The organism is Rhodoferax sp. MLSD5-FHT05B10 (genome assembly GCF_058793415.1).
Genome location: NZ_JBXAFT010000004.1, coordinates 129,987 through 149,489 on the forward strand (window position 1 = coordinate 129,987; position 19,503 = coordinate 149,489).

Here is a 19,503-nt window from a genome sequence, read left to right on the forward strand (position 1 = left end):
ATATAATGAAAATTAGATTTAAATCAATCATTGTCTAATTGTCCTTGCAAAATGAACAAACTGTTGCTAACCATTTCTGCTGTGATTGTCGCTTCGGTGACCACTTTGTCTGCCAGCGCGCAGGAGATCACCGGTGACGTCAAGGCCGGCGAGAAAAAGATTGACGCGTGCATTGGCTGCCACGGCATTGTGGGTTACCAGTCCAGCTTCCCCGAAGTGCACAAGGTGCCCAAGATTTCGGGCCAGAGCGCCAAGTACATCGTGTCGGCGCTCAATGCCTACAAGAAGGGCGACCGCAAGCACCCCACCATGCGCGGCATGGCCGGCTCGCTGAGCGACCAGGACATTGCTGACGTGGCGGCCTATTACGCGGCCAGCGGTGTGGTGGAAGGGGCCGCAGCCCCGGCCAAGGCGGCGGACGGCTCGGCCAAGGCGATGGAACTGGTGGCCAAGGGCGCCTGCGCCTCCTGCCACGGGGACAGCTTCAGCAAGCCCATTGACCCGTCCTACCCCAAGATTGCCGGCCAGCACAGCGACTACCTGTTCGTGGCCCTGAAGGCCTACAAGACCGAGAACAATGCGCTGATCGGTCGCGGCAACGCCATCATGGGCGGTGTGGCCAAACAGTTCTCGAACGCAGAACTCAAAGAGTTGGCCAACTACGTGGGCAGCCTGCCAAGCGAATTGAAGACCGTGCCGCAAAACCGCTTCAAGTAAGCACCGGTTCCCGCCCGCACAAAAAAAAGCCGCTCTTGAAGCGGCTTTTTTGCGTCTGCGTCGGCACGCCTTTCTGGCTGGATTTCGGTGCCACAATCATCGGCCAATGGGGTCGCCTTACGATGCGGAACTTCCTCGCAAATAACCCCATGCAGAAAGGTCGTCCATGGTTGAGCGTCGCAATTTCCTGAAATTTTCGTTGTCCGCCATCCCCGTCGGGGCCAGTCTTGTCGCTGGCGAAAGCATCGCCGGGGCGGCCCCGCAAGCACTCCAGAGCAATGCGATTGCCCCCGAAGTGTTCACCACCCTCGAACATACGGTGGTGCCCGGCGCCAAGCCTTCGGTGCCGATTCCCCTGAGTGCCGTCTCGCGATTCAAGCAGTACGGTTATGGCAATTGGACGCTGGGCAATCCACTCCCGGCCGAGCTGCGCACGGATCTGATGCCTGCGTCGTATGACGCCACCACCACCCGTAGAAAGGAAAAGCTGCTCAGCTTCTTCACCATCAGCGACATCCACATCACCGACAAGGAAACACCCAACCAGTTGATCCACCTCGGGCGCCTGGTCGAGTCGCACCTGGCCATCTCCGCCGCGCTGTATTCGCCGGTCATGATGTGTTCCACGCAGGTCCTGGATGCCGCCATCCAGACCGTCAATGCCCTGCACGCCAAGAATCCGATCGACTTTGGTCTCTCGCTTGGCGATGTCTGCAACAGCAGCCAGTACAACGAATTGCGCTGGTATATCGACGTCCTTGACGGCAAGGTCATTCACCCGAGTTCCGGGGCCCATCTCGGCGCCGACTCCATTGACTACCAAAAACCGTTCAAGGCCGCGGGGCTGGACAAGTCGATTCCCTGGTACCAGGCCTTGGGCAACCATGACCATTTCTATATGGGCTCGTTTCCGGTGGACACCCCGCTCAGGCCCGATCTCCGGGCGTCTTACACGAGCGATACGGTCTTTGCCACGGGCAACGTCCTTGCGGACGTGAATAACCTCAAGGAGCCGGTCTACTACATGGGGGTGCTCGATGGCGCGTCGCCCGACGGCGCCATCCGGCACGCGGGCAAGGTCGCGGATTTTCCCCATCCTCCGAAGGTGGCTCCCGATGCGAACCGCCGCCCGGTGGGCACCGAAGAATGGATGGCCGAGTTTTTCAAGACGTCCTCCCTGCCGGTCGGCCACGGCTTCACTCCTGCGAATGCCAAAGCCGGCTTTGCCTGCTACAGCTTCGTGCCGAAGTCCACGCTGCCGCTGAAGGTGATCGTGCTCGACAACACCCAACGCGAAGACGACGGTTCGCCCGACATCCACGGGCACGGTTTTCTGGACCTGCAACGCTGGAACTGGCTCAAGGCCGAACTGGCCGCCGGTGATGCCGCCGGCCAGTTGATGGTCATTGCAGCGCACATCCCGCTGGCCGTCGAAGAGACCAATCCGCCCCCGGTTCTGCCGACAGGCAAGAAGCAAAGCCCGATGGGCTGGTGGGTGAATCCCGACCCCACTGCGCCGGTGCAAAACGCCGTCGATCTGCCCGGGCTGATTGCCGAACTGCACCGCCATCCGAATTTGCTGATGTGGCTGTCGGGCCACCGCCATCTCAACACCGTCAAGGCATTTGCCGGCCCCACTCCGCAAGCGGGTTTCTGGCAGGTCGAAACCTCCTCGCTGCGCGATTTTCCGCAGCAGTTGCGCACCTTCGAGATTCACCTCAACAGCGACTACTCAATCTCCATCGTGACCACCAACGTGGACCCGGCGGTTCAGGAGGGCACGCCTGCGGCAAAGTCGCGCGCCTACGCCATCGCGGCAAGCCAGATCGTCAAGGACGGGGACAAGGTGGACAACTACAACCCGACCGGCGACCCCAGTGTCCATTTCATGCCCCGGGGCTCCTACAACGCTGAATTGCGCAAGCAGTTGAGTCCAGAAATGGTCCGCGTGCTCAAGGCAAAGTGGGGGTAGCCACACGCCATCCAATGCATGGGGTGTTGCGCGATGCAATTCACAGCATCTCCAGCATCTCCGTGTTCCAGGCGATCGAGCCCTGCTCGTACAGGATGCCCTTCTTCAAAATCATGTGGTGGATGCGGGCCTCGCGCGACAGCGGTGCGCCGGGCGGAAAGTCGCGCTGCTCGATGGCGCGGTAGTGCGCCAGTTTTTCCTGGTGCAGGGCGATGCGCCGGCGCAGCTCGTCGCGCAGATCGACCTCACCCAGTGCGGCATCGGCCCGCAGCTTCACCATGAATTCGTCGCGCAGGTCCATGGGCTCGGACGGCGCCTGGGCCCAGCGCGCCAGCTCCTCGCGGCCCGCCGGCAGCACGCGGTACTCGCGCTTGCGGGTCTTGCCCGCATCCGGGGCGGAGCTCGATTCGATCCAGCCTGCGGCCTCCATGCGCGCCAGCTCCCGGTAGATCTGCTGGTGGGTGGCGTGCCAGAAATAGCCGATGGATTTGTCGAACCGGCGTGCCAGTTCGTAGCCCGAAGACGATTTTTCGATCAGGGAAGTCAGTACAGCATGGGCAAGGGACATGGGCGCCAGTCTACGGGCTGTTGGCCAGCTATGCAACTGGTTGCATAAAATTCAAAATCCCCCTAGACTGCTGCAACTGGTTGCATAGTTGCGGCCATTTTTCAACGCAGAGGATGCCTTCATGACCGCTTATCCCCACATGCTCCAACCCCTGGACCTGGGCTTCACCACCCTGAAAAACCGCGTGCTCATGGGCTCCATGCACGTCGGGCTGGAAGAGGCCAAGGACGGCTTCCAGCGCATGGCCGCCTTCTACGCTGAGCGCGCCCGGGGTGGCGTGGGCCTGATCGTGACCGGCGGCATTGCCCCCAACGACCGTGCCCGCCCCATGCCCGGCGGCGCCGCCATGACCACGCAGGCCGAGGCCGACAAGCACAAGGTGGTGACGCAAGCCGTGCACGACGCCGGCGGCAAGATCGCCATGCAGATCCTGCACTTCGGCCGCTACGCCTACCACCCCGAGCTGGTGGCTCCCAGCGCGCTCAAGGCCCCGATCAGCCCCTTCCGCCCGCATGCGCTGACCACCGAAGAAGTGCAGCAGACCGTTGAGGACTATGCCAACACCGCAGCCCTGGCGCAGAGCGCGGGTTACGACGGCGTGGAAATCATGGGTTCCGAGGGCTACCTCATCAACGAGTTCATCGCCGCGCAGACCAACCAGCGCGACGACGCGTACGGCGGCGCTTATGAGAACCGCATCCGTTTTCCGCTGGAGATCGTGCGCCGCACGCGCGAACGCGTGGGAGCCAACTTCATCATCATCTTCCGCCTGTCCATGCTCGACCTGGTCGAAGGCGGCTCCACACAGGACGAGGTGGTGCAGCTGGCGCAGGCGCTCGAAGCTGCCGGCGTCACCATCCTGAACACCGGCATCGGCTGGCACGAGGCGCGCATTCCCACCATCGCCACCAAGGTGCCGCGCGCCGCCTATGCGTGGGTGACCCAGCAGCTCAAGGGCAAGGTGGGCATTCCGCTGGTGGCCACCAACCGCATCAACACCCCCGAGGTGGCCGAGCAGGTGCTGGCCGATGGCATGGCCGACATGGTGAGCATGGCGCGCCCCTTCCTGGCCGACCCCGATTTCGTGGCCAAGGCCGCTGCGGGCAAGGCCGACGAGATCAACACCTGCATCGGCTGCAACCAGGCCTGCCTGGACCACACCTTCGGCGGCAAGATCACGTCCTGTCTGGTGAACCCGCGCGCCTGCCACGAAACCATCCTGGTGCAGAAACCCCTGCAGAAGAAGGAACGCATCGCCGTGGTCGGCGCCGGCCCGGCCGGGCTGGCCTTCTCCACCGAAGCCGCACAGCGCGGCATGGATGTCACGCTGTTTGATGCGGCCACCGAGATCGGCGGCCAGTTCAACGTGGCCAAGCAGGTACCGGGCAAGGAAGAGTTCTACGAGACGCTGCGTTACTTCGGCAAGCAGATCGAACGGACCGGCGTGAAGCTGCAGCTGGGCCGGCGCGTCAGCGCCCAGGACCTGGTGGCCCAGGGCTACCAGCAGGTGGTGCTGGCCACCGGCATTGTTCCGCGCCTGCCGGCCATCGACGGCATCGACCACCCCAAGGTGCTGGGCTACCTGGACGTGCTGCGCGACAAGAAACCCGTGGGCAAGACGGTGGCTGTGATCGGTGCCGGCGGCATCGGTTTCGACGTGTCTGAATACCTGTTGCACGAGGGCAAGAGCCCCAGCCTGGACAAGGCCCTGTTCTTCAAGGAGTGGGGCGTGGACACCACGGGCGGCGCACGTGGCGGGCTGGCTGCGGCGCACATCGGTGAGGTGCCGCGCAAGGTCTATCTGCTGCAGCGCAAGGTCAGCAAGGTGGGCGACGGCCTGGGCAAGACCACGGGCTGGATCCACCGCACGGGCCTGAAGAACCGCGGCGTGGAAATGATCCCCGGTGTGAACTACCGCAAGATCGATGACGCCGGCCTGCACATCAGCGTGGGCGAGAAGGACATGGTGCTGCCGGTGGACAACGTCATCGTCTGCGCCGGGCAGGACCCCCAGCGTGAACTGCAGGACGCGCTGCAGGCCGCCGGCGTGACCGTGCACCTGATCGGCGGTGCCGACAAGGCCGTCGAGCTGGACGCCAAGCGCGCCATCAAGCAGGGCACCGAGCTGGCCCTCAGCCTGGACCCGGGCGCTGCGCCCCAGGCAGCGCCTGCCAACGGGGCCGCTGCCACCCTGGATCAGCGCGTCAGCCCCGCCGTGGCCGCAAGCCTGGCCACCTGGCACGCCATGGTGGCCGAAGGCAACCTGGGCGAGCTCGCCGGCATCCTGCACCCCAAGGCGGTGTTCCGCTCGCCCATGGCGCACACGCCGTATCCGAGCGCGCAGGCCGTGCAGCTGATCCTGGGCACGGTGGTCAAGGTGTTCGAGAACTTCACCTACCACCGCACGTTTGCCAACCCCGAGGGCAACAGCGTGGTGCTGGAGTTCTCGGCCAAAGTGAACGGCAAGGAGCTCAAGGGCATCGACATGATCCAGTTCGATGCCGAGGGCAAGATCACCGACTTTGAGGTCATGGTGCGCCCCATGAGCGGCCTGCAGGCCCTGGGCGACGAAATGGCCAAACGCCTGGCGCCCTACCTGGCCGCCATGAAGGGCGCCAAGGCCTGATTGCTTTGAAATTGATAGCAGTCTGCGCAGGTTCTGCGAGGGCTGCAAGCCAAAAACACACTGAAAATGGAGTTGCACATGGAGTTCGAAACCCTGTCCGTCACGCTGGAAGATCACATTGCCACCGTGCGCCTGAACCGGCCCGAAAAGGCCAATGCCATGAACGCCACCATGTGGCAGGAAATCCGCAAGGCCTTCGAGTGGGTGGACGCCACCCCCGAGGTCCGCGTGGCCATCCTGCAGGGCGAAGGCCGTCTGTTCACCGCCGGCATTGACCTGAAGATGATGATGGGCCTGGGCCCGCAGATCCAGAACGACTGCGACGGCCGCACCCGCGAAGCGCTGCGCCGCGTGATCCTGGACCTGCAGGACACCCTGACCAGCCTGGAGCGTTGCAGGAAGCCCGTGCTGGCGGCCATCCACGGCGGCTGCGTGGGCGGCGGGATCGACCTCATCACCTGCGCCGACATGCGCTACGCCTCCAGCGACGCCTACTTCACCATCAAGGAGATCGACATCGGCATGACGGCCGACGTGGGCACCCTGCAGCGCCTGCCCCGGCTGATCGGTGAAGGCATGGCCCGCGAGCTGGCCTACACCGGGCGTAACTTCAGCGCGGCCGAGGCGCGCGAGATGCGCCTGCTCAACCGCGTGTTCGACACGCGCGAGGCGCTGTACGCCGGCGTGCGCGAGATCGCTGCCAGCATTGCCGCCAAATCGCCCTTGTCAGTGCGCGGCACCAAGGAAATGATCACCTACGGGCGGGACCACTCCGTGGCCGACGGCCTGAACTACATCGCCACCTGGAACGCCGCCATGCTGATGAGCAAGGACCTGCAGGAGGCCATGCTGGCCAATATGGAGAAGCGGGCGCCGGTGTTCAAGGGCTGAGCGGCGGGGGCGTTGGCCCCTTCGCTTTAGTCCCGGGTGGCGTGGCGCTGCACGCAGGCAATGTAGGCCTCGCCGTCCGGCGGGCGGCCTGCCTGCTGGCTTTCCCACAGCATGCTGCCCAGGCACTCCATGGCTTCGTGGTGCGCCTGGTGCAGGGAATTGCGCCGGTGGGTGAGCAGCTCCACGGCCTGGCGGATGCCGCGTGGCTGGTCGATGGAGCACTGCTCGCTGATCGACAGGTGCATGGACAGGTGCAGGAAGGGGTTGGTGCGGCCGTCCTGCACCTCGGTCATGGCCCGCAGGGCGGCGTCCACGTCGGCGAAGTCGGCGGCGTATTCGGGGTGCTCGTCCATCCACTGGCTTGCTATGGTTTCAATAGCTTCCAGCGCAGTGCCTGCGCGGGCCTTGGCATAAACAGAGCAGAAAAAACGGCGGACATCGGCTTGGGACGGACTGAACATCCGGCAAGGGTAACACGGCCTCCCATGGCCTTGTCGCCAGCGGGACGGGCAATTTTTCCGGTACCGTGGCAGAGTCGTCGTTCTTTTTGTTGCCCCGTAAACGGACCCCTGCCATGAACCAAGCCTTCATCTGCGACGCCATCCGCACCCCCATCGGGCGCTACGGCGGCGCCCTTTCCAGCGTGCGCACCGACGACCTGGCAGCCATCCCCCTCAAAGCCCTCTTGGAGCGCAACCCGGGCGTGGACTGGGCCAGTGTGACCGACGTCATCCTGGGCTGCGCCAACCAGGCCGGTGAAGACAACCGCAACGTCGCCCACATGGCCAGCCTGCTGGCCGGCCTGCCCCTGGAAGTGCCCGGCGCCACCCTCAACCGCCTGTGCGGCTCGGGCCTGGATGCCGTGGGTACGGCAGCCCGTGCCATCAAATCGGGTGAGGCTGGATTGATGATCGCCGGCGGCGTGGAGAGCATGAGCCGGGCCCCCTTCGTCATGCCCAAGGCGGAATCCGCCTTCAGCCGCGCCAACGCCGTCTACGACACCACGATCGGCTGGCGCTTCATCAACAAGCTGATGCAGGAAAAGTACGGCGTGGACTCCATGCCCGAAACCGCCGAGAACGTCGCCGTCGAATACCAGATTGAGCGCGAAGCCCAGGACCGCATGGCCCTGGCCAGTCAGCTCAAGGCCGTTGCCGCCCAGAAGGCCGGCCACCTGGCCCGGGAAATCACCCCCGTCACCATCCCCCAGAAGAAGGGTGATGCCATCGTCGTCAGCCAGGACGAACACCCGCGCGAGACCAGCCTCGAAGCCCTGGCCAAGCTCAAGGGCGTCGTGCGCCCGGACGGCAGCGTCACCGCCGGCAACGCCTCGGGCGTGAACGACGGCGCCTGCGCCCTGCTGCTGGCCAACGAGGCCAGCGCCGCCAAGAACGGCCTCACCCCCAGGGCTCGCATCGTGGGCATGGCCACGGCCGGTGTGGCCCCGCGCACCATGGGCATGGGCCCGGTGCCGGCCACGCAGAAGGTGCTGGCGCTTACCGGCCTGACGCTGGAGCAGCTGGATGTCATCGAACTCAACGAAGCCTTTGCCGCCCAGGGCCTGGCCGTGCTGCGCCAGCTCGGCCTGAAGGACGACGACGCCCGCGTCAACGCCTGGGGCGGCGCCATTGCGCTGGGCCACCCGCTGGGGGCCTCGGGTGCGCGCCTGGCGACCACGGCGGTGAACCGCCTGCACGCCACGGGCGGGCGCTACGCGCTGTGCACCATGTGCATTGGTGTGGGGCAGGGCATTGCGCTGGTTCTGGAACGGGTGTGAGCTTTCCCCTCATCACCGACCCGTATTTCTATGCGGTGTCCATCCCCGCCGTCCTGTTGCTGGGGGTGAGCAAAAGCGGGTTTGGCGCGGGCTTCGGTTCGTTGGCGGTACCGCTGATGGCGCTGGCCGTGAGCGTGCCCGAGGCGGCCGCGATCCTGATGCCGCTGCTGTTCCTGATGGACGTGCTGGGCATGGCGGCGTTCCGCAAGGATTTTGACCGGACGCTGCTGAAGTTTCTGGTCCCGTTCGGGGTGCTGGGCATCGCCATTGGCGCGGTGCTGTTCAAGGTGCTCAATGCCCACACCGTGGCGGCCCTGGTGGGTGCGTTCACGTTGCTGTTCCTGGCGCAGCGCCTGGTGTTTCCGCCCCACGCCGACAGCCCGCCGCCGCCCCGGTGGCTGGGGGCGCTGCTGACCACCACCTCGGGGTTCACCAGTTTCATTGCCCACGCCGGCGGGCCGCCCATTTCGGCCTATGTGATTCCGCTGCGCCTGTCGCCGGTGCAGTACACCGCCACCATGGCCTTTTTCTTCTTCGTGGTGAACCTCTCCAAATGGATTCCCTACGCCTGGCTGGGCTTGCTGGACTGGCGCAACATGGCGACCTCGCTGGTGCTGTTGCCGCTGGCGCCGGTGGGCGTGTGGTCCGGGGTGTGGCTGGCGCGGCGCATCCGTCCGGTCTGGTTTTACCGCTTCCTGTACGCCGGCATGCTGCTCACCGGCATCAAGCTGCTGTGGGACGGGCTGGCCTGAGGCCAGGGCCATTACAAACTGTTTCATGAACACCCGGTAAAGCTGCACGGCGGGGGTCAACTGGCCCGCGCGGGGAGGCGTTGACCAATCCTGTATGGATTCCTGCCGGGGGCCTTGGGCACCCGGCTTACCGAGGTCTTTCTATGAAACCGCTCGTTGGCATAGCCTGCGCCGTGGCGGCCCTGCTGGGCACGCTTCCCCTGACTTCCATGGCCCAGCACCGGGACCATGACCGTGGCCGCGAATGGCGCGGCGACATCCGGCATTTTGAATACCACGACGCCCGCCGCTGGCAGTCGGGCGCCTGGCGCCATGGCTCCCACGATGGCCGCTTCGGATGGTGGTGGGTCATAGGCGGTCTGTGGTACTTCTATCCCCAGCCGGTCTATCCCTATCCCGACCCCTATCGTCCGCCCGTCGTCGTGGTGGAGCAGGCGCCTCCGCCCGTGGTGGTGCAAGCGCCGCCGGTGGCCAGCCCGCCGCCCACGCAGTACTGGTACTACTGTGAAGCGGCCAAGGGCTACTACCCCTATGTAGCGTCCTGTCCGCGCGGCTGGAAGACGGTGCCTGCCACACCGCCGGGTGTGCCGCAATGACCGTACCCCTTTCCCGCTGGACCGGCACGGTGGCGCTGCTGTGTCTGGCCGGCCTGGCCGGCTGTGCCGCGCCGCCCCCGCAGGCGCCCCGCGTGACGGTGATGCCCACGCCGGGCAAGCCGTTGGAGTTGTTTGCGGCTGAAGACCAGGCCTGCCGGAACTATGCCGAGCAGACCATCGCCCCGGAATCGCCCGGCGCCACGGTAGCCGGTGCGGCCGTCGTGGGCACGGTGATTGGCGCTGCCGTCGGCTCGGCGGCAGGTGGGCGCCACGACCACACCGCGTCCGGTGCCGCCACCGGGCTGGTCATGGGCACGGCCATCGGGGCCAACCGCAGTGCGGTGGCCTCCGAGCAGGCGCAACGGCGCTACGACCTGGCCTACGAACAGTGCATGGCCACTAAGAACAACGCGACGCCGCGGGCGGGTTACCGCGTGCCGGCCCCGGCCGTGGTCGTGCCGTCCTACCCGGCCCCGTACGGGCCGGCGGCTTACCCGCCACCGCCACCGCCACCGGGACGCTGACGGACCCAGAGGACTGGGGGGCGGGTCATGCCGCGGGGTTTTGCGCCTGCTCTTCCCGCTCCCGTGCCATCTGCTCTTCCAGTTCCTGGCGCCCCTGTCTGGCCACCGCAATCATCTTGGCGCGGTCCTTGTGGTGTGGGTGCATCTTCTCCAGCAAGGCCAGGTTGTGGGTGCGGAAGCGGTTGACGGCGTGGTGGGCTTCCTGCGGCGTCTGGCCCAGCAGCTCCAGCACGCTGAGGCCGCTCTTGAGGCTGCCTTCGAACATTTCCCGCTCGATGCGCAGCACGCCGCGGGCTCGCAGCGCATTCCAGTGCGCCACGTCGCGGGCGCGCGCCACCAGCTGCAGGTGCGGGAAATGCTGTTTGACCAGGTCCACGATGGCCAGCGAGGCGTCCACGCTGTTGACGGCAATCACCAGCACGCGGGCCTGATCGGCCCCGGCGATGCGCAGCAGGTCCAGCCGGGTGGGGTCGCCGTAGTGCACCTGGTAGCCCTGGGTGCGTGCGGCCTCGATCATCTGGGCATCGTTGTCCAGCACGGTTGCGGGCACCCCCTGCGCGAGCAGCAGGCGGCCGATGATCTGGCCGTAGCGGCCAAAGCCGGCCAGGATGACCGGGGCGTTCTGGGGCTCGGAGATTTCCTGCAGCCGAGGTTTGCCGTTGCGCGCATAGCGGGGCAGCAGCCACTTGTCCACCGCCACCAGCAGCAGCGGCGAGACCAGCATGGACAGGGTCACCGCGCCAATCAGCAGCGAGGCCACCTCGGCGGAAAACACCCGCGCGCCCACCGCGGCCTGGAACACCACAAAGGCAAATTCACCGCCCTGCGCCAGCAGCAGGGTGAACACCGGACGCTCCTGAAAGGGCAGGTCCATGGCGCGCGCCAGGCCATAGATCACCAGCAGCTTCACGAGCAGGAAACCCGCCACGATGGCGGCCATGCGCAGCGGGTCGTGCATCAGCACGCCGAAGTCGATGCCCATGCCCACCGCAATGAAGAACAGCCCCAGCAGCAGACCCTTGAACGGCTCCAGGTTGGTTTCCAGTTCGCGCCGGTATTCGCTTTCGGCCAGCAGCACGCCACCCAGAAAGGCCCCCAGCGCCATGGACAGGCCCACCAGCTGCATCAGGCTGGCGATGCCCACGACCAGCAGCAGCGATGCGGCGGTGAAGATTTCGGGGGTCTTGCTGCGGGCAATCCAGCGAAACAGCGGGCGCAGCGCCAGCCGGCCCCCGACCACGATGCTGATGACGACTGCTACTATTTTTATAGCTGTCTGCGCGCGATCCATGGGGCTCAGGGCCATTTCTGCCTCTGAAATTCCATCCAGCAGCGGGAGCAGGGCCAGCACCGGGATCACGGCCACGTCCTGAAACAGCAGGATGGAGAACGCCGCCTGGCCGCTGTTGGTGGGCAGCAGGCTGCGCTCGCCAATGACCTGCAGCGCAATGGCCGTGCTCGACAGGGCCAGGCCCAGGGCCGCGACCAGGGCAATTTCCCACCGGATACCGAAGGTCCACGCCACGGCGAACAGGGCGGCGGTGCAGCCCAGCACCTGGGCCGTGCCCCAGCCAAAGATGGGGCGGCGCAGGCTCCACAGGCGCTTGGGTTCCAGTTCCAGGCCGACCAGGAACAGCATCAGTACCACGCCGAACTCGGCAAAGTGCAGGATGTCTTCCACATTGGTGACCAGCCCGAGGCCCCAGGGGCCGATGGCCATGCCGGCGGCCAGATAGCCAATGATGGAACCCAGTCCCAGGGCGCGGCTCAGGGGGACGGCGATGACGGCGGCGCTGAGGTAGACGAAGCTGTTGATTAACCAGGTGGGGGTGTGTTCCATGCCGCTAACATAGCAAATTCCCAAACCGTCAGGAGAACCTCATGCCAGTTGTGGTTGTGGCCAATCCCAAGGGCGGCGTCGGCAAGTCGACGCTGGCCACCAATATTGCGGGTTATTACGCGTCCCAAGGGCACGCGGTGATGCTGGGTGATGTGGACCGGCAGCAGTCGTCGCGTCTGTGGCTGGGGTTGCGCCCGACGGCGGCACGCCCGATTGCCAGCTGGGAGACCGATGCGGACGCCATTGCCAAACCCCCCAAGGGCACGACCCATGTGGTGCTGGACACTCCGGCGGGCCTGCACGGCTGGCGCTTCAATGACGTGATGAAGATGGCCGACCACATCGTCGTGCCACTGCAGCCCAGCGTGTTCGACATCTTTGCCACCCGGGCGTTTCTGGACCAGCTGGCCCAGAACAAGCACAGCGAGAAGACCCAGATTGCCCTGGTGGGCATGCGCGTGGACGCCCGCACCATTGCGGCCGACCAGCTGCACACGTTTGTGGACCAGCTGGGCGTTCCGGTTCTGGGCTATCTGCGCGACACGCAGAACTACATCCACTTGGCCGCGCGCGGGCTGACGCTGTTTGACGTGGCGCCCGGGCGGGTGGCCAAGGACCTGGAGCAGTGGCAGGCCCTGTGCGACTGGCTGGATGCCTGAAGCGACGGTGGCGGGTTTGTCGCGGGCTTGACACCGGGCGCGCCCGCCAGACCCTACAGTGGGGTCATGAAAACATTCCAAACTCTCTCCGAGCTGCTTCCCCTGGTGGGACAGGAAGTCGTGGTCAGCGACTGGATCACCATCACGCAGGAACAGGTCAACCTGTTTGCCCAGGCCACGGGGGACCACCAGTGGATTCACGTGGACGTGGAACGCGCCAAGCAGGGGCCGTTTGGCGCGCCCATTGCCCACGGCTTCCTCACGCTGTCGCTGCTGCCGCGCTTCTTTGAGTCGTCCCTGCACATCGTGCAGACCCGCATGGGTGTGAACTACGGGCTGAACAAGGTGCGCTTTGTCAGCCCGGTGCCGGTGGGCAGCCGCCTGCGCGCGCGCATGAAGCTGCTGGCCTGCGACCCGATCGACAACGGCGGCATGCAGATGACCTGGGAGGTCACCACCGAGCGCGAAGGGGCGTCCAAGCCGGCCTGCGTGGCCGAGTCGATCGCCCGCCACTACCCCTGATCGGTTTCCCCCAAGCCGCCAGGTGCGGCGCGTGGGCTTAGCTCTGGAAGCCGTTCTGCCGCCAGGCCTCGAACACCGTCACCGCCACGGCGTTGCTGAGGTTCAGGCTGCGCTGGCCCGCCCGCATGGGGAGTTTCAGGCAGCGCTGCGGGGCGAAGCTGGCGCGCACGGTGTCGGACAGGCCTTTGGTTTCGGAGCCGAACACCAGCCAGTCGCCGGGCTGGAAGGCCGCGTCATAGACATTGCCGGTTCCCTTGGTGGTGAGTGCAAAGAGCCGCTCGGGCGCGGGCTGCTCGGCTGCCAGAAAGGCCTGCCAGCTGGCGTGGGTGCGCAGCGTGGCGTACTCGTGGTAGTCGAGCCCGGCGCGGCGCATGTGCTTGTCGTCCATGGAAAAGCCCAGCGGCTCGATCAGGTGCAGCGTGCAGCCGGTGTTGGCCGCCAGGCGGATGACGTTGCCCGTGTTGGGCGGAATTTCAGGTTCAACCAGAACAATATGGAACATGGGCGCTATTGTCGCCCGTGTGCTGCGCCGCGTTGGCGCAGCGACGCGCTCACAGCGCCACAATCAGCCACAGCAGCATGGCCCAGACGAACAGGTTGGCCCCCATGACCGTGTGCGTGATGGCCGCTGCTGCAACCCCGTCACGCAACTGGCACAGCGCGTACACGCCGTTGTAGACCAGGCGGCAGGAAAATGCGAACGCCAGACCGGCGACAACCAAGGTGAACAGCGGGTTGGGCACCAGCAAGGCCAGCGAAGACAGCCACAGCGGAACGGGCGCCAGGCCGGCAATGAGGTAGGAATCGCGCGTGCTGAGCTGCGCCTGGTGCTGCCGGGCCACTTGCCCCACCAGCCAGCCCATGAGCAGCACCGTCACCACCTCGGTGAGGAAGAAGACAATGGCAATGCTGCCCCAGGGCTTGCTGGAGTAGCCCGTAACCATGGCGTTGCCGTAGTGGGTTCCGGCGTAAAACAGCATGGCGGACGGCAGCAGCGACAGGGGGAAAATCAGGGCTACAAATAATTTGAGCAGCGGGGGACGGGTCTGACCCAGCTCCGACCAACCGCCTTGGGGCGGATTCGTCACCATGAAAACAGACAGGACATTCATTTGGCACCTCCAGAAAATGGGTTTCAGAACCATGGCCGCGGTGCAATAACTGTATCACGGCATGATATATTCGGTTTATAAATCATGAGCAAGCGCAAGTCAATCGCAATTTCACCGGGTGGCCCTGCGGGGGCCGGCAAGCGGGCAATGGCCCAACCCGATTTCGAGGCCCTGGCCAAGTTCCGCTACCAGCTGCGGCTGTTTCTCCGCTTCAGCGAAGAGCTGTGCAACAAGAACGACATCACGCCGTTGCAGTACCAGCTGCTGTTGCAGATCAAGGGCTACCCGGGGCGTGCCTGGGCCACCGTGACGGAGTTGGCCGAGCGGTTGCAGGCCAAGCACCACGGTGTGGTCGCCCTGGTTTCCCGCTGCGAGTCCCTGGGGCTGGTGCAGCGGCGCAGCAGCACCACCGACCTGCGCCAGGTCGAGGTGCATCTGACCGACGAAGGGGAGCGCACCGTGGAGCGGCTGGCGCGCCAGCACCGGGACGAGCTGGAAACCTTCCTCGTCTATTGCGGACAGGCCGGCGGGTTGACGCCGGCCGACACGCCTGCCGCCAACCCGTGACGCCGGGGCCGCTTTGGCGATGAACCCGGCGAAACCACCTTTGTAGGGAGCCCCGTCATGAGCCATCTTCGTACACGTGCCGTGCATGCCGGGCAAGGCCCGGACCCCGCCCACGGCGCCTTGGCGACGCCGGTCCACCAGACCTCGGCGTTCGGCTACGGCACGCTGGAGCACGGCGCCGCTATTTTTGCCGGCGATGCCCCGGGTTACCGCTACAGCCGGTTTGGCAATCCCACGGTGCAGGCACTGGAAACCAAGATGGCCGACCTGGAAGGTGCGCCGGCTGCGGTGGCTTTCGGCAGCGGCACGGCGGCCACCGCGTCCATCCTGCTGGGGCTGCTCAAGCCGGGCGACGAACTCGTGTTCCTGGGGCCCCTGTACGGGGGGACCGAGAGCCTGTTTCGTTCCCTGGGGGAGCGTTTCGGTATCCGGGCGGTGGATGCTTCGCTGCGCGGCCTGCCCGACAGCCTGACGCCGGCCACGCGCATGGTCTGGGTGGAAACGCTGACCAATCCGGGTTTGCGCCTCCACGATTTGTCCGCCGTGGCGGCGGTGGCCCGGTCCCGCGGCGTGGTGAGCGTGGCCGACAACACGTTTTGCACCCCCTGCCTGACGCGGCCCCTGGAGCACGGCTTTGACCTGGTGATGCATTCCATGACCAAATACCTGGGCGGCCACGGCGACGCCACGGGCGGCGTGGTGGCCGGATCAGCAGCGCTGGTGGCGGCCATTCGCAGCACCGGCCTGGGGCAGGTGGGCGGCAACCTGTCGCCGCAGGAGGCGTTCCTGTTCCTGCGCGGCATCAAGACCTTGCCCCTGCGCATGGTGGCACATTGCGAGGGCGCCCTGGCCGTGGCGCAATTTCTGAGCACGCACCCGGCGGTGGCGGTCACCCACTATCCGGGGCTGGCCAGCCACCCCCAGCACGCCCTGGCCACGCGCCAGATGCAGGGCGGCTACGGCGGCATGGTTTCCTTTGAACTGGCGCACGGGGGGCGGGCGGGTGCCGCGGCGGTGCTGGATCGGCTGCAGTTGTTCACCCAGGCCGTTTCGCTGGGCGATGTGGACAGCCTGGCCTGTCATCCGGCCAGCACGACGCACAGCTTCATCACGCCGCAGGCTCGGGCCCAGAATGGCATACGGGAGGGGTTGATCCGGCTCAGCGTGGGGATAGAGCACCCGCACGACCTGATTGCGGATTTGGCCGGCGCGCTGGATGCTGCCGGCCACGCTGGCACGTAGGTCTGCGGCCTTTTACCAGGACGCGGCCAGCGCCGGTTTCGGCCGGGAAAGCCAGGCCACCAGGATGCCCAGCGCCGTGCCGGCGAAGACGTCCAGCGCCACGTGCTGCTTGGTTGCCAGCGTCGAGTAGACGATGGCCACGCACCAGCAGGCGCTGACAGCGCGCGAAACGCGTCCCAGGCCGGCGGAGGGCAGCAAGGCATGCAGCCAGAACGCGGAAAACACGGCGGTGGCCACATGCAGGGAAGGGCAGGCGTTGCCCGCCGCATCGGCGTTCTTGAGAAAGGCCATGCCCGGATAGGCGGCCCAATCGATGTTGGCCGGGGGAACGGCGCTGGGCCAGAAGTAGAAGATGACCAGGGCCACCAGGCACAGGGCGCCGATCCACATCCCGTATTCAATGATCTCCCGCCGTGTGCGCATCAGCATGGGGGGGAGCGACACGTAGACCCAGAGCGACAGGTAGATGGGCAACGCCAGGGGCTCGAAGCCCACCAGCCGGTCGAGCAGCGTGACCGGCATGACGGTGACGTGCGCGGCCGGGTTTTTCAGCAGGTAGATGTAGGCGGAAAAGAAGGTGAGTGTGAAACCGGTGGTGCCCAGAAACTTGAACCAGAAGTGCGCCATGATCGTGGAATACATGCTGCTTTGTTCCTCTTCCGTGGTTCGCCGGGAGCGCCAACGGTGTCCAGCGCCGCGCTGGAGGGGCGGGGGGCTACATTACAATCGGCAGCACGCTGAGGCCGTGGCCCGAACGGGCCCGCAATCGCATGCTGATGGGGCAAAAATTTCGTGCCGCTGCATTCCCGTACGCAACACCAACGGATTCTAATCACAATGGAACAACAACCCTCCGCATTGGCCGCTCCAGACACGCTGCTCGAGCGTGAAGTTGCCGCGCTGATCGTGTCCGCACTCAATCTGGAAACCTCCGCCGACGCCATTGCGCCCGAAGAACCGCTTTACGGGGACGGATTGGGACTGGACTCCATCGACATTCTGGAAGTCGCCCTGGTGATCTCCAAGCAATTCGGCATCCAGATGAAGGCCGACAGCGAAGACAACTTCCAGATTTTCAGTTCGCTGCGCACCCTGACGGCCTACATCGGCGAACACCGCACGAAGTGATCTCCATCCGCCAGGCTCTGCGTCTTGCATTGATCGCAGCGGCGGGAGCCGTCTACCTTGGGCTGGGCTACCTCGCCGCCGCCTCCGACCATCCGCCCGTGATCGCCCTGGTAGTTGGCCTTGCCCCGCTGGGTGCCGCTGCATTGGCCCTGGCTTGGAAGGCGCGTGCGCGCGCGGCGGCGTTGACGCTGTGCGCTGTCGGCGCGGTGGCGATTGCGCTGCATGTGGACCAACTGCTCAGCCATATGGCCTGGCTGTTTTTTATGCAGCATGCTGGCGCCATGGCGCTTCTGGGCATCATGTTCGGAAGCACGCTGGGGAACGGCCACGCACAGGCGCTGTGTTCCCGCATTGCCCGGTTCCTGTTGCCCACACCGCTGGATGCTGCGTACCTGCACTACACGTGGAAAGTGACGGTGGCCTGGACGGCGTTTTTCTTTGCCAGCGCGGTCCTCTCGGTCTTGCTGTTCTTCCTGGCTCCCTTGGCAGTGTGGTCGGCGTTTGCCAACCTGTTGACTCCGGTGCTGCTGGGCGTCATGTTCGCCGGGGAATACCTGATCCGCCTGCGCGCCCTGCCCAACCGGGAGCACTTCAGCATTGCCCAGACGATCCAGGCCTACCGCGCCTACGCGCGGCGCCGCTAGGACCTGCGCCGAATGACCATGCCCACGCTGCCGCTGTTGCCCGATTTTTCTCCCGATGCGGTCGTGGCCTATCGCAATGGGCACGCCGTGCGTGGCGACACCTTCTTGCGCGAGGTGCTGGCCCTGTCCGACCGTTTGCCGAGCGGCGGCCCGGTGCTCAATGTCTGCATGGACCGCTACGGGTTCGCCGTGGCGTTCTTTGCGGCCATTGCCCGGGGGCTGGTGAGCTTGCTGCCCAACTCGCCGGCCGCAGAGCACATGGTCGCCCTGTGCGCGGACGCGCCGGACCTGGTATGCGTGGGTGACCAGCCGCAGCCGCCGTTGAACCACCTGCCCTACCTGCGGGTGGGGGCGGACGTGGCGGATATTGGGGGAGCGGAGGTGTTCATGCCGCAGATTCCTGCTGACCAATGCGTCGCGCGCGTGTTCACCTCCGGTTCCACGGGCCAGCCGGTAGCGCACCACAAGAGTTTTGGACGCATCCTGCACAGTGCGCGGGCCGAGGCCGAGCGTCTGTGGGCCGCCACCGGCGGGCCCTGTTCCGTCCTGGGGACTGTGCCTTTTCGGCACATGTACGGGCTGGAGTCGACCGTGTTGCTGCCTCTCCTGACCGGCGGGCAGCTGAGCGACAAGACCCCGTTTTTCCCGGCCGATGTCGCCAGCGTGCTGGCGAAGTTGCCCGCGCCGCGGCTGCTGGTGACCACGCCCTTTCATTTGCGCAAGTTGCTGGAGGCCGATGTTGCCGTTCCCCCGGTGGCGGCGATCCTGAGTGCCACCGCGCCGCTGTCGCCGGATCTGGCCGCTCTGGCGGAGTCCCGGCTGGCGGCGCCCATGCTGGAAATTTACGGATCCACCGAAACCGGGCAACTCGCCACGCGCCGCCCGGCCCAGCAAGCCGAGTGGACAACCTTCGAAGGCGTCGTGCTGCACCAGGAGCAGGACGCCACGGTCGCCACCGGCGGGCATCTGGAGGGGGCACAGACCCTCAACGACGTTGTGGAGTTGCTCGGCCCCACGGTCTTCCGGCTGATCGATCGCAGCGCGAACATGGTCAACATCGCCGGCAAACGCAGTTCGCTGGCCTTTCTCAACCATGTCATTGCCGGCTTGCCCGGCGTGCGCGATGGCGTTTTTTGCATGCCCGCCCCCCAGGACGGGCAGGACGTTGCGCGCCTGGCGGCGTTTGTCGTGGCACCCGGGCTCAGTCCGGCGGACATTCTGGCTGCCTTGCGGCCACACCTGGACCCGGTGTTCCTGCCCCGGCCCATCGTGTCGCTGGACGTCTTGCCGCGCGATGGCAATGGCAAGATCGTGGCGGCCGCCCTGCGCGCTCTGATGGCCGAGCATCTGGCACCGCGGAGTTGAC

At 65.7% G+C, this 19,503-nt stretch carries 20 protein-coding genes and 1 pseudogene; 15 read left to right on the forward strand and 6 right to left on the reverse strand.

The window, feature by feature from the left end:
- Positions 1-51 precede the first annotated feature (51 nt).
- Together AC1Q5W_RS07820 and AC1Q5W_RS07825 are read left to right on the forward strand one after the other, a co-directional pair.
- Positions 52-717: a c-type cytochrome gene (locus AC1Q5W_RS07820; RefSeq protein WP_492644082.1), complete on the forward strand. Its 666-nt coding sequence runs from the start codon at positions 52-54 to the stop codon at positions 715-717.
- Positions 718-883: 166 nt separating this feature from the next.
- Positions 884-2,689 carry a TIGR03768 family metallophosphoesterase gene (locus tag AC1Q5W_RS07825; RefSeq protein ID WP_492644081.1) on the forward strand — a complete coding sequence of 602 codons (1,806 nt, stop codon included), beginning with the start codon at positions 884-886 and terminating at the stop codon, positions 2,687-2,689.
- Positions 2,690-2,729: 40 nt separating this feature from the next.
- Here AC1Q5W_RS07825 and AC1Q5W_RS07830 read toward each other — a convergent pair whose 3' ends face one another.
- Positions 2,730-3,257 (reverse strand): PadR family transcriptional regulator, encoded by a 528-nt coding sequence (locus AC1Q5W_RS07830; RefSeq protein ID WP_492644080.1) that lies wholly within the window; start codon positions 3,255-3,257, stop codon positions 2,730-2,732.
- Between the two features lie 121 nt (positions 3,258-3,378).
- Here AC1Q5W_RS07830 and AC1Q5W_RS07835 point away from each other — a divergent pair.
- Positions 3,379-5,397: pseudogene (locus AC1Q5W_RS07835) on the forward strand (oxidoreductase); the annotation flags it as partial.
- A 564-nt stretch (positions 5,398-5,961) separates the two neighbouring features.
- On the forward strand, positions 5,962-6,774 hold the full coding sequence (locus AC1Q5W_RS07840) for a crotonase/enoyl-CoA hydratase family protein (protein WP_492644079.1): 813 nt from the start codon (positions 5,962-5,964) through the stop codon (positions 6,772-6,774).
- Between the two features lie 26 nt (positions 6,775-6,800).
- Here the strand turns inward: AC1Q5W_RS07840 and AC1Q5W_RS07845 are convergent, their stop codons facing one another.
- The gene (locus AC1Q5W_RS07845) at positions 6,801-7,235 is read right to left on the reverse strand and encodes a DUF1841 family protein (RefSeq protein WP_492644078.1); all 435 of its coding nucleotides are present in this window, start codon (positions 7,233-7,235) and stop codon (positions 6,801-6,803) included.
- Between the two features lie 113 nt (positions 7,236-7,348).
- Between AC1Q5W_RS07845 and pcaF the strand changes: the two genes are divergently transcribed.
- From pcaF to AC1Q5W_RS07865, 4 genes are all read left to right on the forward strand, one after another.
- Complete coding sequence (gene pcaF / locus AC1Q5W_RS07850; RefSeq protein ID WP_492644077.1) at positions 7,349-8,551, forward strand: 3-oxoadipyl-CoA thiolase; 1,203 nt, start codon at positions 7,349-7,351, stop codon at positions 8,549-8,551.
- Complete coding sequence (locus tag AC1Q5W_RS07855) at positions 8,548-9,303, forward strand: sulfite exporter TauE/SafE family protein (protein ID WP_492644076.1); 756 nt, start codon at positions 8,548-8,550, stop codon at positions 9,301-9,303. Before pcaF ends, AC1Q5W_RS07855 begins: the two co-directional genes overlap by 4 nt.
- Before the next feature lie 143 nt (positions 9,304-9,446).
- On the forward strand, positions 9,447-9,899 hold the full coding sequence (locus AC1Q5W_RS07860; protein ID WP_492644075.1) for a hypothetical protein: 453 nt from the start codon (positions 9,447-9,449) through the stop codon (positions 9,897-9,899).
- Entirely contained in the window at positions 9,896-10,423 is a 528-nt protein-coding gene (locus tag AC1Q5W_RS07865) for a hypothetical protein (RefSeq protein WP_492644074.1), read from the forward strand. Before AC1Q5W_RS07860 ends, AC1Q5W_RS07865 begins: the two co-directional genes overlap by 4 nt.
- 25 nt (positions 10,424-10,448) lie before the next feature.
- Here AC1Q5W_RS07865 and kefC read toward each other — a convergent pair whose 3' ends face one another.
- Positions 10,449-12,263 (reverse strand): glutathione-regulated potassium-efflux system protein KefC, encoded by a 1,815-nt coding sequence (gene kefC / locus AC1Q5W_RS07870; protein WP_492644073.1) that lies wholly within the window; start codon positions 12,261-12,263, stop codon positions 10,449-10,451.
- Positions 12,264-12,304: 41 nt separating this feature from the next.
- Between kefC and AC1Q5W_RS07875 the strand changes: the two genes are divergently transcribed.
- Both AC1Q5W_RS07875 and AC1Q5W_RS07880 read left to right on the forward strand, forming a co-directional pair.
- On the forward strand, positions 12,305-12,922 hold the full coding sequence (locus AC1Q5W_RS07875) for a nucleotide-binding protein (protein ID WP_492644072.1): 618 nt from the start codon (positions 12,305-12,307) through the stop codon (positions 12,920-12,922).
- Positions 12,923-12,988: 66 nt separating this feature from the next.
- Entirely contained in the window at positions 12,989-13,444 is a 456-nt protein-coding gene (locus tag AC1Q5W_RS07880) for a MaoC family dehydratase (RefSeq protein ID WP_492644071.1), read from the forward strand.
- Positions 13,445-13,481: 37 nt separating this feature from the next.
- Here the strand turns inward: AC1Q5W_RS07880 and trmL are convergent, their stop codons facing one another.
- Together trmL and AC1Q5W_RS07890 are read right to left on the reverse strand one after the other, a co-directional pair.
- A complete protein-coding gene (trmL, locus tag AC1Q5W_RS07885; protein WP_492644070.1) occupies positions 13,482-13,946 on the reverse strand; it encodes a tRNA (uridine(34)/cytosine(34)/5-carboxymethylaminomethyluridine(34)-2'-O)-methyltransferase TrmL in 465 nt (154 codons plus the stop codon).
- A 49-nt stretch (positions 13,947-13,995) separates the two neighbouring features.
- Entirely contained in the window at positions 13,996-14,556 is a 561-nt protein-coding gene (locus tag AC1Q5W_RS07890; protein ID WP_492644069.1) for a Yip1 family protein, read from the reverse strand.
- A gap of 147 nt (positions 14,557-14,703) precedes the next feature.
- On the opposite strand from AC1Q5W_RS07890, the gene AC1Q5W_RS07895 reads away from it, so the two are divergent.
- Positions 14,704-15,123: a MarR family winged helix-turn-helix transcriptional regulator gene (locus AC1Q5W_RS07895; protein ID WP_492644068.1), complete on the forward strand. Its 420-nt coding sequence runs from the start codon at positions 14,704-14,706 to the stop codon at positions 15,121-15,123.
- A 57-nt stretch (positions 15,124-15,180) separates the two neighbouring features.
- Positions 15,181-16,365 carry a trans-sulfuration enzyme family protein gene (locus AC1Q5W_RS07900; protein WP_492644067.1) on the forward strand — a complete coding sequence of 395 codons (1,185 nt, stop codon included), beginning with the start codon at positions 15,181-15,183 and terminating at the stop codon, positions 16,363-16,365.
- 12 nt (positions 16,366-16,377) lie between these two features.
- On the opposite strand, the gene AC1Q5W_RS07905 is transcribed toward AC1Q5W_RS07900, so the two are convergent.
- A complete protein-coding gene (locus tag AC1Q5W_RS07905) occupies positions 16,378-17,007 on the reverse strand; it encodes a phosphatase PAP2 family protein (protein ID WP_492644066.1) in 630 nt (209 codons plus the stop codon).
- Positions 17,008-17,202: 195 nt separating this feature from the next.
- On the opposite strand from AC1Q5W_RS07905, the gene AC1Q5W_RS07910 reads away from it, so the two are divergent.
- From AC1Q5W_RS07910 to AC1Q5W_RS07920, 3 genes are read left to right on the forward strand one after another with little or no spacing between them, the layout of a single operon-like run.
- Positions 17,203-17,493, forward strand: coding sequence for a phosphopantetheine-binding protein (locus AC1Q5W_RS07910; RefSeq protein WP_492644065.1), 291 nt, complete (start codon positions 17,203-17,205; stop codon positions 17,491-17,493).
- Positions 17,490-18,137, forward strand: coding sequence for a COG4648 family protein (locus AC1Q5W_RS07915; protein ID WP_492644064.1), 648 nt, complete (start codon positions 17,490-17,492; stop codon positions 18,135-18,137). Before AC1Q5W_RS07910 ends, AC1Q5W_RS07915 begins: the two co-directional genes overlap by 4 nt.
- A gap of 12 nt (positions 18,138-18,149) precedes the next feature.
- Positions 18,150-19,502 carry an AMP-binding protein gene (locus tag AC1Q5W_RS07920; protein ID WP_492644063.1) on the forward strand — a complete coding sequence of 451 codons (1,353 nt, stop codon included), beginning with the start codon at positions 18,150-18,152 and terminating at the stop codon, positions 19,500-19,502.
- Position 19,503: the final 1 nt, after the last annotated feature.